This is a genomic window from Pseudarthrobacter sp. L19, assembly GCF_050859435.1.
Lineage (GTDB): Bacteria > Actinomycetota > Actinomycetes > Actinomycetales > Micrococcaceae > Arthrobacter.
Genome location: NZ_CP193935.1, coordinates 1945338 through 1957807, shown reverse-complemented (window position 1 = coordinate 1957807; position 12470 = coordinate 1945338). Strand labels below are relative to the sequence as shown.

The 12470-nt window shown below is 70.1% G+C and carries 9 protein-coding genes and 3 pseudogenes; 2 read left to right on the top strand and 10 right to left on the bottom strand.

From position 1 onward, the window contains the following. Positions 1–4: 4 nt before the first annotated feature. The 7 genes and pseudogenes from ACRQ5B_RS09275 to ACRQ5B_RS09245 form a co-directional block, all read right to left on the bottom strand. On the bottom strand, positions 5–1192 hold the full coding sequence (locus ACRQ5B_RS09275; protein WP_432393431.1) for an ABC transporter substrate-binding protein: 1188 nt from the start codon (positions 1190–1192) through the stop codon (positions 5–7). A 102-nt stretch (positions 1193–1294) separates the two neighbouring features. Continuing rightward, positions 1295–1507 (bottom strand): hypothetical protein, encoded by a 213-nt coding sequence (locus ACRQ5B_RS09270; RefSeq protein ID WP_432393429.1) that lies wholly within the window; start codon positions 1505–1507, stop codon positions 1295–1297. Between the two features lie 216 nt (positions 1508–1723). Then, positions 1724–3153 (bottom strand): annotated as a pseudogene (locus tag ACRQ5B_RS09265) (sulfate adenylyltransferase subunit 1). Beyond that, positions 3153–4115 (bottom strand): sulfate adenylyltransferase subunit CysD, encoded by a 963-nt coding sequence (gene cysD / locus ACRQ5B_RS09260; RefSeq protein WP_432393427.1) that lies wholly within the window; start codon positions 4113–4115, stop codon positions 3153–3155. Before cysD ends, ACRQ5B_RS09265 begins: the two are co-directional and overlap by 1 nt. Continuing rightward, the gene (locus tag ACRQ5B_RS09255; RefSeq protein WP_432393425.1) at positions 4112–4936 is read right to left on the bottom strand and encodes a phosphoadenylyl-sulfate reductase; all 825 of its coding nucleotides are present in this window, start codon (positions 4934–4936) and stop codon (positions 4112–4114) included. Before ACRQ5B_RS09255 ends, cysD begins: the two co-directional genes overlap by 4 nt. Further along, positions 4933–6687, bottom strand: coding sequence for a nitrite/sulfite reductase (locus tag ACRQ5B_RS09250; RefSeq protein WP_432393423.1), 1755 nt, complete (start codon positions 6685–6687; stop codon positions 4933–4935). Before ACRQ5B_RS09250 ends, ACRQ5B_RS09255 begins: the two co-directional genes overlap by 4 nt. An 88-nt stretch (positions 6688–6775) precedes the next feature. Continuing rightward, a pseudogene (locus ACRQ5B_RS09245) lies at positions 6776–7508 on the bottom strand (sirohydrochlorin chelatase). Between the two features lie 57 nt (positions 7509–7565). Between ACRQ5B_RS09245 and ACRQ5B_RS09240 the strand changes: the two are divergent. Next, positions 7566–8237: a trimeric intracellular cation channel family protein gene (locus tag ACRQ5B_RS09240; RefSeq protein ID WP_290256051.1), complete on the top strand. Its 672-nt coding sequence runs from the start codon at positions 7566–7568 to the stop codon at positions 8235–8237. Between the two features lie 14 nt (positions 8238–8251). Then, positions 8252–8677 (top strand): hypothetical protein, encoded by a 426-nt coding sequence (locus ACRQ5B_RS09235; RefSeq protein WP_432393421.1) that lies wholly within the window; start codon positions 8252–8254, stop codon positions 8675–8677. 115 nt (positions 8678–8792) lie between these two features. Here ACRQ5B_RS09235 and ACRQ5B_RS09230 read toward each other — a convergent pair whose 3' ends face one another. The 3 genes and pseudogenes from ACRQ5B_RS09230 to ACRQ5B_RS09220 form a co-directional block, all read right to left on the bottom strand. Next, on the bottom strand, positions 8793–9629 hold the full coding sequence (locus tag ACRQ5B_RS09230; protein WP_432393419.1) for a DUF559 domain-containing protein: 837 nt from the start codon (positions 9627–9629) through the stop codon (positions 8793–8795). 392 nt (positions 9630–10021) lie between these two features. Then, entirely contained in the window at positions 10022–11122 is a 1101-nt protein-coding gene (locus tag ACRQ5B_RS09225; protein ID WP_432393417.1) for a polyprenyl synthetase family protein, read from the bottom strand. Further along, a pseudogene (locus tag ACRQ5B_RS09220) lies at positions 11119–12458 on the bottom strand (geranylgeranyl reductase family protein). The gene ACRQ5B_RS09225 and the pseudogene ACRQ5B_RS09220 overlap by 4 nt, the downstream one beginning before the upstream one ends. Positions 12459–12470 lie beyond the last annotated feature (12 nt).

Here is a 12470-nt window from a genome sequence, read left to right as displayed (position 1 = left end):
GCGGTCAGTCCTTGCCCAGGCCCCGGGCGGACACGTGGGTGGCGGAGACGGCGTTGAGGGCTGTCAGGTTGAAGATGCCGGTGATGTCCGCGGGTTTGGTGATGCCCGAGTCCGCCCCGTCCTGCAGCAGCTTCGGGTAGGTGCCGGCGAGGGGGTCGACGGTGAAGACAATGTTCTGCAGGGAGCGGTCCACGACGTCGGCGGGCAGCTCGGCACCGCCGGCGTCCTTGAGCGCGGCATTCAGGGTGCCGGCCTTCTCCGCGGCGGGGGCGTGCTGCAGCCAGTCCACGGCCTGGACGTGGGCCTTGAGCAAGGCCTTGACCGTGTCCGGGTGGGCCGCGGCGTAGGCCTTGTTGACGATCAGCACGGTGGTGGGGAACTGCCCCGGGGCTCCGGACAGCGAGCCGTCCCAAAGGTCCTTCTCATCCACCAGGACCTTGGCACCGGCCTGCAGCACCAGCCGGGACGCCCAGGGTTCGGGCAGCCAGGCGCCGTCGAGCTTTCCGGCCTGGAAAAGCTTCAGGGTCTGGGCATTCTCGGTGGGGTTGATGGTGACGTCGCCGCCGCCGTCGGGGCTGACGTGGAAGCCCTGTTTGCCGAGCCAGGCCCGGAGCGCCACGTCCTGGGTGCCTCCCAGCTGCGGGGTGGCGAGCGTCCGTCCGCGTAGCTGCGCCGGTGTGCTGATCTCCGGCCGGACCACCAGTTGGGCGCCTCCGGAGGCGGCACCGGCGACGATGCTGATGGATTCGCCCTTGCTCTTGACGAAGGAGTTGATCGCCGGGCTGGGGCCAATGTAGGTGGCGTCGATGGCGCCGGCGTTGAGGGCCTCGATGGCGGCGGGGCCGGCGTTGAAGACCTGGGTGCTGAGCCTGGTCTGGCCGAGGCTCGCGGCGATGAAGCCCTTGCTGACGCCGATCAGGGCGGCACCGTGGGTGACGTTGCCGAAGTAGCCGAGTTTGAGTTCGGCCGCGGGGGTGCCCCCGGCCGTGCCGGCGTCCGGGCCCGGTGCCGGGCCGCGGCTGACGGTGGAGGCCACGGCGGCGCCCGCCCCGATGAGCAGGGCGAGTCCGACGGCGACGCCCACCTCGAGGCCGCGGCGGCGCCGGGACTTGTCGTTCCGGTTTTTGTGGTGCCGGGAGGGTCCCGGTTCACCGGCAACGATCCGGGTGGTCCGGGGCTGTGAGCTTGTCATGGCTTCACCCTAGGGAGCCGCCCGAACGGGGATCAACGGCCCGGAAACCGGGGGTCACGGGGGTTCACGCAGCGTCACACTGGGCGCCTCACCGGGCCCGGGTCAGCCCTCCGGCGGTGTCGGAAAGCGCGGTGAGTAGCGGGTCCAGAGGCCGAAGTAGCGGCGGCCGCTGCGGACCAGGGCGACGGCGAGGTACGCGACGGCGGCGACCGCGCCGAGCCCCACCGTAACGGGCGCCGGGGCGGCGAGGGTTCCGGCGACGGCGGCGGTCAGGAGGCCCGCGAGCGCGGCGTTGACGGAGACGATGAAGACCATGCTGCTGCCCAGGAACTGGCTGACGTGCCTCCGGTTGCGGAAGAAGAAGTAGGTCTGCTCGGAGCCGGGCCGGTCGTCGTGCGGGATCCGGGTCAGGACCTCCCTCTGGGTGGTACTTCGGGAGGCCAGCAGGCTCCAGTGTTCGGTGGCGAGCAGTTGCGCCCGCCCCGCGGGCGCCGCCTCCGCCGAAGCTCAGATCGAGGCTCACATCGCGGCTCAGATGCTGTAGCGCTCGTCCTCGTGGTCGCCCGGATGGTCCCGGACCAGGCCCGCGGCGAGGGTGTTGCCGTCCCGCGGGTCGATCACCAGGAACGCGCCGGTCCGCCTGTGGTGCTGGTAGTTCTCCAGCGGCAGCGCAGCGGCGAGCCGGAGCTGGGCGTGGCCGATGTCGTTCAGTTCCAGCGTGGTGGCCGGTTCCACCCGGAAGCTGCCGAGGTCCAGCCTGCCGGTCAAGTTCCGGACCAGGGCCTGAACCGTGCGGGTGCCGTGTTTGACCAGCACCTTGGCCCCCTCCCGCAGCGGCGTCGGCGAGAGCCAGCAGAGCGAGGCGTACAGGTCGGCGGTGGACTCGGAAACCGTTCCGGCGGCCGCGATCGTGTCGCCGCGGGCGACGTCGAACTCGTCCGCCAGCCTCAGCGCCACCGACTGCGGGGCCACGGCCTCCGTGAGCTGCCGGCCGGCGAAGTCGATCCCTGTGACCGTGGTGTTCCGCGGCGCCTGCCCGGGCGTCAGGACGGTGACCGGGTCGCCGAGCTTCACCGCGCCCTCGGTGATCTGGCCGGCGTAGGCCCGGTAGTCGCGGTACGCGCCGGGGTTGAGGCCGCGGGCGATCGCGTCGGCGGCCAGCGCCCCCTGCGGCCGGACCACCAGCTGGACCGGGAAGCGGAAGCTTTCCAGGTGGGTTTCGATTTCGTCCGCGGCCGGGAGGGTCTCGAGGATCTCCAGCAGCGCCGGGCCGCGGTACCAGGGGTGCGCGCGGACCGGTCGACGACGTTGTCGCCGTCGAGCGCGGACACCGGGACCACCAGCAGCCCGGAACCGTCCCCGTCCCCCAGCCCCAGTTCGCGGCCCACGTGCTGCACCTCGGCCTCGATGGCGCGGAACACGTCCTCGCTGAAGTCCACCAGGTCGATCTTGTTCACCGCCACGATCACGTGCGGCACCCGCAACAGGTGCAGCACGGACAGGTGCCGGCGGGTCTGTTCCAGGACGCCTTTGCGGGCGTCGATGAGGACGACGACGGCGTCCGCGGTGGAGGCTCCGGTCACCGTGTTCCGGGTGTACTGCACGTGCCCGGGGCAGTCGGCGAGGATGAAGCTGCGCCGGTCGGTGGCGAAGTAGCGGTAGGCGACGTCGATGGTGATGCCCTGTTCCCGCTCGGCGCGCAGCCCGTCGGTCAGCAGGGCGAGGTCGATCCGCTGCCCTCCGCCCTCCCCGTCCGCCGCGCCGAAGCCGCGGTCCGCGGAGGTACGGGCGACAGCGTCGAGCTGGTCGGCGAGGATGGCTTTCGAATCGTGCAGGAGCCGGCCCACCAGGGTGGACTTGCCGTCGTCGACCGAGCCGGCGGTGGCGAAGCGGAACAGCGAGGCGGAGGAGAGTCCCAGGCCTGCGGCGGCGGCATCATGGGTGGCGGGAATGGTGCTCATTAGAAATAGCCGTCTTTCTTGCGGTCTTCCATGGCGGCCTCGGAGATGCGGTCATCGGCCCGGGTGGCGCCACGTTCGGTGATGGTGGAGGCGGCAACTTCAATCACGACGTCGCGCACGGTGGCGGCGGCGGATTCGACGGCGCCGGTGCAGGACATGTCCCCAACGGTGCGGTAGCGGACCGTCTTGGTGATGACCTGCTCGTCAGTGCGGGGTTGCGAGACCTCGCCGACGGCGCGCCACATGCCGTCGCGGGCAAAGACCTCGCGCTCGTGGGCGTAGTAGAGGCCGGGCAGGTCGATGTTCTCGCGTTCGATGTAGCGCCAGACGTCCAGTTCGGTCCAGTTGCTGATCGGGAAGGCCCGGACGTGCTGGCCCACGGTGTGCCGGCCGTTGTACAGGTTCCAGAGTTCCGGGCGCTGGTTGCGCGGGTCCCACTGGCCGAATTCGTCGCGCAGGCTGAGGATGCGTTCCTTGGCCCGGGCCTTGTCCTCGTCCCGGCGGCCGCCGCCGAAGACGGCGTCGAACCGGTTGCGGCTGATCGCATCCAGCAAGGGGACGGTCTGCAGCGGGTTGCGGGTGCCGTCCGCGCGCTCGGCCAGCTCGCCGGAATCGATGAACTCCTGCACGGAGCCCACCACCAGCCTGAGCCCCAAGCGATCCACGGTCCGGTCCCGGAACTCGATCACCTCTGGGAAGTTGTGTCCGGTGTCCACGTGCAGCACCGGAAACGGCACCTTCCCGGGCCAGAACGCCTTGGTTGCCAGGTGCAGCATCACCACGGAGTCCTTGCCCCCGGAGAAGAGCAGCGCGGGCCGCTCAAACTCGGCCACGACCTCCCGGATGATGTGAATCGCCTCGGACTCGAGCGTGTCCAGGCTGGAAAGGCGGGCCGACCGCGGAGCCGCAGCCGCATCTGCTGTGGAGGCGTAGCCGGCCACGAAAGTCTCAACACTGCTCATACGTGTAGTCCGCATTCTGTCTTGTCGGTTCCGGCCCAGCGGCCGGCGCGGGGGTCCTCGCCGGGGGCGACCTGGCGGGTGCAGGGCTGGCAGCCGATGGAGGGGTAGCCCCGGGCGAGCAGCGGGTTGACCGGCAGGAGGTTCTCCTCCGAGTAGGCCACAAGCTGGTCGAAGGTCCAGGCCGCCACCGGGTTGATCTTGACCAGTCCGTTGGCTTCGTCCCAGGTCACCAGCGGGGTGTTGGTGCGGGTGGGAGCCTCGTCGCGGCGGACGCCGGTGAACCAGAGTTCGTAGCCGGCCAGGGTGCGGCGCAGCGGGGCGACCTTGCGCAACGCGCAGCACTGGGCGGCGTCGCGGGCGAAGAGGTCCTTGCCCAGCAGCCGGTCCTGCTGCTCCACGGTGGTCTCCGGCAGCACGTCCACGACGGTGACGCGCAGGTTCGCGGCCACCTCGTCGCGCGTGGCGTAGGTTTCCGGGAAGTGGTAGCCGGTGTCCAGGAAGAGGACGTCGACGCCGGGGATCCGTTCCGCGACGAGGGCGGGCAGGACGGCGTCGGCCATGGAGCAGGCGACGGCGACGGCGGGCCGTTCGAAGGTGCGCGCCACCCAGCCGATCACCTCGCCGGCCGGGGCGTCCCAGCCGAGCTCGGCGGCACCGGCGGCGGCGAGGGCCTTGAGATCCTCGCGGCTACGGAGGGAGGGCCCACGGCCACCGGGGTCCCCGGCCGAGGGCCCCGACTCGCGAGGGCCCCGGTCCGAGCTTGCGAGGACGGGGAGCGAGTTGGGACTTGCGAGGTTGGGGTGTGGCTGGGGAGCGGTCACTGCAGGTCCCCTTCGTCGGCGACGAAGGCCCATTCGGCGAAGCTCTGGCCATCGGCGCGGCTGGCGGCGAACTGTCGCACCACCCGCTCCACGTAGTCGGGCAGTTCGTCGGCGGTCACCTTGAGGCCCCGGACGGTGCGGCCCAGGCCCGCTTCCTCCCGGTCGGTGGAGGCGAGTCCGCCGCCGAGGTGGACCTGGAAGCCGGGGGTCGGGTCGCCGTCGGGCGTGGGAAGCATCATGCCTTTGAGGCCGATGTCCGCCGTCTGGATGCGGGCGCAGGAATTGGGGCAGCCGTTGATGTGCAGGGACAGCGACTCCGGCAGCTTTCCGGTGTCGACGAGGTCGGCGAGGCGCCGCTCCAGCTCGGCCACTGCCGTCGCCGCCGTCGCCTTCGTTTCGACGATCGCGAGCTTGCAGAATTCGATGCCGGTGCAGGCGATAGTGCCGCGGCGGAACACGGAGGGCCGGGCGGAGAGGCCCAGGGCGTCGAGCTCGGCGACGAGCGGTTCCACCTGGTCACCGGGGACATCGAGGACCACCAGCTTCTGGTGCGGGGTGGTCCGCAAGCGCCGAGAACCGCGGGATTCGAGGGTGTCGGCGAGGGCCACGAGCTGGCTGCCGGAGAGGCGGCCGGCTACCGGGGTGGCGCCGATGAAGAACCTGCCGTCCTTTTGTTCGTGGACGCCGATGTGGTCGCCGGGGGTGGCGGGCTTGGGCGCTGCGGGGCCGTCGCTGAGCGTGTAGCCGAGGTATTCGTCTTCGAGGACCCGGCGGAACTTCTCCGGGCCCCAGTCGGCCAGCAGGAACTTCAGTCGGGCCTTGGTGCGCATCCGCCGGTAGCCGTAGTCGCGGAAGATGCTGGTGACGCCGAGCCAGACGTCGGCTGCCTGGTCCGGGCGGACGAAGGCGCCGAGGCGCTTTCCGAGCATCGGGTTGGTGGAGAGCGCGCCGCCCACCCAGAGGTCGTAGCCGGCGCCGAGTTCGGGGTGGACCAGGCCCACCAGGGCGACGTCGTTGATCTCGTGGACCACGTCCTGGCTGGGGTGGCCGGTGATGGCCGTCTTAAACTTGCGCGGCAGGTTGGCCAGCTCCGGGTCGCCGATGAAGCGTTCGGCGAGCTCCCGGATCAGCGGGGTGGGGTCGATAATCTCGTCCTTGGCGATCCCGGCCACCGGGGAGCCCAGGATCACGCGGGGCACGTCGCCGCAGGCCTCCGTGGTGGACAGTCCCACCGCCTCGAGGCGGCGCCAGATCTCGGGGACGTCCTCGACCCGGATCCAGTGCAGCTGGATGTTCTGCCGGTCCGTGAGGTCGGCCGAGTTCCAGGCGAAGTCCACGGAGATCCCGCCGATGACGCGCAGCTGCTCGGTGGTGAGGGCGCCGCCGTCGATCCTGACCCGGAGCATGAAGTACTTGTCCTCGAGCTCGTGCGGCTCCAGGGTGGCGGTCTTGCCGCCGTCGATCCCGGGCTTGCGCTGCGTGTAGAGGCCCCACCAGCGGAACCGGCCGTGCAGGTCGGTGCCGTCGATCGAGTCGAAGCCGTGCTTGGCGTAGACCGATTCGATGCGCTCGCGCACGTTCAGGCCGTTGTCTTCCTGTTTCCAGGTTTCGTTGGCGTTCAGCGGCGCGGTGCCGTCCACCTTCCACTGCCCGTGGGGCTTGGCGGCGGGCCGGCCGGGCCTGGCGGCGCGGGCCGCACGGCCGCCGGCGGTCTGGTCCTGGGGCGCTCCGGCTAGAGCTGTATCAGTCATGGCTCGACTGTAGGGGCGGCCCGAATCGGCCGACAACGGGTCAGAAACGCGGGGTCACCGTGGGCAACAATTCGTCATCTGCGGCCCTTCAGGATCCGGCCACCGCCGCGTCGTAGCGGTTCAGGGCGATCCGGGCGAGGTGCGGGGAGGGCAGCAGCGGTGCGGTGACGAGATCCGCCCCGGCCTTGGCGAGCTGGTTGTGGAAGAACCCGGGCGCCAGCAGGTAGGACGCGATCACCACCCGGCCGCCGAGGTCGACGGCGCCGGCGGACGCCCCGGCCCCTGCTCCCCCGGCAGCCTCCTCGCGGAGCATCGCGACGGCCTCGGGAACGGACGGTTTCGCGGAGGCACCGTAGGCGGCGACGATCCGGTTCGAGCGTAGGTCCCGCAGCTGACCCACCAGTTCTTCGACGTTGTCCGCGGCGGTGGGGTCGGAGGAGCCCGCCGCGGCGACAATCACGGCGTCGTTGTCCGTCACCCCTGCCTCCCGCAGCCGCAGGTCCAGCAGGGCGGCGAGGCGGGGGTCCGGCCCCAGCGGCGCCGCCGCGGCCGTGCCGGGGCGGCTGCCCACCGCCCGGGCGATGTCCACCTTGACGTGGTAACTCGATGCTCAGCAGCAGCGGCACGACGACGGCGCTCCGACCGGCGGGGAGCCCCGCGACGACGTCGGGCAGGGCCGGCTCCTGGACGTCGACGTAGGCCTCAAGGACCTCCAGTCCGGGGCGGAGGGCGGCGATGGCGGCGCGCAGGGCGTTCACTTCGGCGGCGCCGTCCGGGTTGGCGGTTCCGTGGGCGCAGGCGATCAGGAGGGGGCTATCCATAGCCGTTAGCGTAACCTTGGAGCCGCCCCTCCGCCCCGCCGAAAAACCAGGACCGCCATGACCTTTTCCTTCAGCCTCGTCCTGGTGTGGTTGGACCTGGCAGGTGTCTTCTTCTTCGCGGTGTCCGGGTCGCTGCTGGCGGCGCGGAAGGAATTCGACATTGTCGGCTCCCTGCTGCTGGCCTCGGTGGTGAGCCTGGGCGGCGGCGTCATCCGGGACATCATCATCAACAATGGCTCCCCGGCGGCGTTCACCAACCCCGCCTACCTCGCTCCCCCGCTGCTGGCGACCGTCCTGGTGTATTTCCTCTACTCGAGCGTCCAGCGGTTCACCTCGCTGCTGGTGCTCTTCGACGCCGGCGGTCTGGCCCTGTTCTGCATCACGGGCAGCCTGAAGGCCCTCGCCGCGGGGATGCACCCGGTGGCCGCGGTGCTGCTGGGTGTGACGACGGCAGTGGGCGGCGGCCTGCTCCGCGACATCACGGCCAACGAGGTGCCGCAGCTCTTCGACCCGGGCGACCTGTACGCCCTGCCCGCGTTTGCCGGCGCCGGGTTGACGGTGGCGCTGTCCGTGACGGGCTCCTTCAACCCGGTCACCGGACCGGTGGTGGCGGCCCTGGTTTTCGCGTTCCGGGTCACCGCGTGGCGGCGTCGCTGGCGGGTTCCGCTGGCCGTACGCGGCTGGCACCGGCTGGGCCTGGGCCGGGCGGGGAGAGGGCCCTCGGATTAGCTAGGATATGAAGCATGACTGACATGTTCCTCGAGAAGTTCCGCGCGCTTGTTCCGAAATATCTCGAAGACGAATGGCAGGAAGCGGACGGCCTGTCCGAGCAGGAGCTGGACGAGGCCCTGGCCGAGCACCAGTTCACCATTCCCCTGGTCCTCCGCGAGTTCTACCTGGCCTTGGGTGGCTGCGAGGACCTGATGGAGGCGTACCACTACTTCTGGGATCCCGAGGAACTCGAAGTCGACGACGAGGGCTTCATGATGTTCCTCGAGGACGAGGAAGAGCAGTTCACCTGGGGCTTCCGCGTGGGCGACCTCAGCGTCCCGGACCCCATCGTGTACCGCCGCAACAACGCCCGCGGACAGTGGAAGAGCGAAGAGGGGACCTTCTCCGAGTTCGTCTTCGACATGTTCGAGTGGGCCTTCAACGACGACGACGACTAGCCTCCCGACGCCGGGGTCGGAGTCCCTCCGGGGGCACTTTGACACGAACACGCACAGGTGCCTGTGAACCCGTGCTCCGGCGTCGAACTGCACCCGCACCGCTGGGGATGCAGCCTCACGGATGGAACCCTCCCCTGCGCCAGAGATCAATGAGTGCCCTAACCTGGGTCACCATCCGCTCGGAGTGGTGCACGACATCGTCGTAGCCGAACCGAAGCACAAGGTAGCCACCGACAACGGCGGTATTGTTACGCCGCCGGTCCTTCTTGACCTGGAATGGTTCCAGGTGGGTTGCCCCGTCGGTCTCGACGATCACTAGGGCCTCCACGAGGAAATCAACCTCCCCGACGCCGGGTATCTCCACGTGCCTGCGGATATGGAGGCCGGCGCGTACGAAGGCGGCGTTGGCGAGGACCTCGAGCAGCGAATCCGCCCGGGGAATGATCAGATCCAGCACTGCCCGTGCCCGGGCGTTCCGGTTCCCGGCGAGGCGTCCGCGCAGGAAAGCCAGGCTGATGTCACCACGGCCGACCGCGCACTGAATCATCACCAGGGCTTCACGTTCCGGCAGGCAGCGCAAGGCGTGCAGCAGGACGTCAGCCAAGCCGACCATCGGCAGGGTCGGGTGCCTGGGATGAAGAATGCGGCCGTGTTGGATGACGCCGGGCGGGGCCAATCGGTGGCCTACGCAGACGTGAAGACGTGCAGCAGGCACGAGCGTCCACAAGCCGTAGCCGGGCGCAGCCGAAAGGCAGGTCAGCAGACCCCGGATCTCACGGGCGGCCCCATATTCACCGGCGTTCCCCGGCAGGGCATAGTGTCCGCGGCGGACCCTCACAACGACGCCCGACGCCACGCCTGCCGTGAGGCGGTGACGGGTAAACCCGGCCCGCTGCAGCGCCGCCGTCGTCGCCATTCCACCCCGCCCTGCCAAGAATGTGAAAAGCTCCATCAGCTCAATCTCACGGACACCATGCGCACGCGCACCTGTGCCGGTGCCGTATGTGGACAGCGTCGCCCTATCCCGTTCAGCCGGACGGGGGCACTTCGGCCCAGACACGCCGGCGTCTGAGCGGCTAAGTCAGGCAGAGGAGATTCAATGTGCCCCCGGACCGCCAGCAGCGAGCCCCGGCAAAAACCATGACAGCAAAATTACAGAAACCCTAGACAGCTTGACAGAGTTGTCATACGCTTATTCATGGGTTCACTAAACGCCTCCGGTGAATCTGATGCGAACGGAGAAATGGCCCCGGTTCCGCACAACGGACGACTCGAACGTTGTGAGGACCGGGGCCATTCCGCGTCCACAGGGGTGCCGGCCCTGACAAGGGCCGCGGCAGGAACCTAGCTGCTGCGCTCCACCACGGCGTGCGCAAAGCTGGTCAGCGAATCCTTGACCACTCCCTCGGGCAGCGGCTGGAGGGCGGCAATCGCCTCGGCCGCCCACTCCCGCGCCACGGCCCAGGACTGCGCGGTGACCGGGTGCTCACGCAGCCCGGCCACGGCGGCGGCCAGCGCCTCATCGGAGCTCAGGTCCCCGTCGATCAGGGTCAGCAGATCCACGGCGGACTGGTCGCCGTCGGCCGCGGCCTTCCGCAGCAGCAGCACGGGCAGCGTGGGCACGCCCTCACGTAGGTCGGTGCCCGGGGACTTGCCGCTCTTGACCTTGACGCCGGTCACGTCGATCACGTCGTCGGCCAGCTGGAAGGCCACGCCCACCTTCTCGCCGTACTCGACCAGCAGGGCCTCGTAGGACTCGTCGGCCCCGGAGAAGATCGCCCCGAGCTGGCCCGAGGCCGCCACAAGGGAACCGGTCTTGTCCGCGATCACGGACAGGTAGTGCTCCACGGGATCCTCGTCCGGCCGCGGCCCAACGGTCTCGTGCAGCTGACCGAGGCACAGCCGCTCGAAGGTGCGGGCCTGGATGCCCAGGGCACGCGAGCCCAGTTCGGAGACCAGGATCGAGGCGCGGGCGAAGATCAGGTCGCCGGTCAGGACGGCCACGGAGTTGCCCCAGACCTCGTGCGCAGTGGGGGCCCCGCGGCGGAACGGCGCGGAGTCCATGACGTCGTCGTGGTACAGCGTGGCCAGGTGCGTCAGCTCGACGACGACGGCGGCCTGCACCACGGCAGGCCGGGAGGCATCGCCCAGGTGCGCGCACAGCAGGGTCAGCAGCGGCCGGATGCGCTTGCCGCCGGCCTCCACCAGGTGGCGGGAGGTGGCATCGGCCAGCGGATCGGAGTTGGCGATCGCCTCGCGCAGCTTCTTCTCCACGCGCGCGAGGTTGGTGGTGATCGCGGGGCCCAGTTCGGCGTCGCCGGCGATCGCCGCAAACCCTGCCGGAAGCTGCAGCCCGGTGGCGATGGCGGTGGTGTTCAGGTCGGGCTCGGAGCCCTGCAGGCCGTGCCCGGCGTGCGTCCAGCTTTGGTCTGCGGAGTTGGTCACGGGTCAACCCTAACTTTTTGTTGCGGAAACCGCGGATTCGGGGCCGGAACGGTGCCGGTATTGGACGTCGCCGGGACCAGGGCCTCCAGGACCCGGATCATCCGGTCCTCGATGCCCCTGGCGGAGGGGTCGGTCAGGTTGGCCATCAGCCGGACCACGAACTTCATCAGCAGCGGCAGCGGCATGCCGGTCCGCAGCGCCAGCTTCATGACCGCCGGCTTGCCGATCACGGCGGCGAAGGCGCGGCCCAGGGTGAAGTGCGAGCCCCACTGGTCGCGGACGTAGCCGGCGTACCCGGACAGGTGCGCATCGGCGTCGTTCCGGTCCCAGCCGGCCGCCGCGGACCGGGAGGCGGTGTCGATCAGGTATTCGGCGGCGAAGCGGGCGGACTCCATCGCGTAGGAGATGCCCTCGCCGTTGAACGGGGAGACCATGCCGCCGGCGTCGCCGAGCAGCAACAGGCCCGGCGCGTAGTGCGGGGTGCGGTTGAAGCCCATCGGCAGCGCGGCGCCGCGGATCTCGCCCACCTGGTTCTCCGGGGTGAAGCCCCACTCCGGCGGCATCCCGGCAGTCCACTCGCGCAGGACCTGCTTGTAGTCGAGCTTGCCGAATTCCTTGGAGGAGTTCAGGATGCCCAGGCCCACGTTGGAAGTGCCGTCGCCGACGCCAAAGATCCAGCCGTAGCCGGGCAGCAGCTTGCCGTCGGCGCCGGGCAGTTCCAGCCAGCCCTCCATCCAGTCGTCCTCGTGGCGGGGGCTGGTGAAATAGGTGCGCACGGCGACGCCGAGGGGGCGGTCGTCGCGTTTGCGCAGGCCCAGGGACACGGCGGTGCGGGTGGAGTTGCCGTCAGCGGCAAGGACGACGTCGGCGGCGAAGTCCCGGGTCTCCCCGTCTTCCGGCCGGCGTCATCCAGCAGCGCGGCCCGGACGCCGGTGACCCGGCCGTCGTCGCCGCGGAGGGCCTCGGTGACGCTGTGGCGTTCGAGCACGACGGCGCCCGCGGACTGGGCGTGCCGGGCGAGTTCCTCGTCGAAGCCCAGACGGGTCCGGATCAGGCCGTACTGCGGGAAGTCGGAGACCTCGGGCCAGGGCAGTTCGATGGTGCGGCCGCCCGCGATCAGCCGGAGGCCCTTGTTCCGCCGCCAGCCCTCAGTCTCGGGGTGCGGCAGGCCGAGCTTCTGGATTTCCCGCACCGCGCGGGGCGTGAGGCCGTCGCCGCAGACCTTTTCGCGCGGGAAACTGGTCTTCTCCAGCACCGTGACCTCGAGGCCGGCCTGCGCCAGGTAGTACGCGGCGGTGGATCCGGCGGGACCCGCGCCGACGATCAGTACTTTCACGGCATCGCCGGG